The 263-nt window shown below is 75.7% G+C and carries 1 protein-coding gene; it reads right to left on the bottom strand.

Annotation, left to right across the window (positions count from 1 at the left end; translation table 11 throughout):
• Positions 1-263: glycosyltransferase family 39 protein (locus ACW9SV_RS22505; RefSeq protein WP_479559035.1), on the bottom strand; the 263-nt coding region annotated here is incomplete at both ends.

Raw genomic sequence — 263 nt, 5'->3', positions numbered from 1 at the left:
AGGGCCAGCACCGCGCACAGCAGCTCGGTGCTGTACTGCTTGGCCTCCACGGCGTGGTAGGCCACCGGCGAGGCCAGCGCCAGCAGGGCCACGGCCAGCGCCGCCGCCCAGGGCCGCAGGAAGTGCCGGGCCACCAGCACGAAGGCCGCCAGCGCCGCCAGCCCGCACAGCAGCGGGAACAGGCGCAGGGCCAGCTCCCCCTTGCCCAGCAGCTCCACGGCCAGGCGCTCGGCCCACAGGAAGCCCAGCGGCGCCTTCTGCTC

The organism is Rufibacter sp. JT20002 (assembly GCF_056491185.1).
The sequence above is the reverse complement of the archived record's forward strand: the minus strand, read 5'-3'. Positions and strand labels throughout refer to the sequence as shown.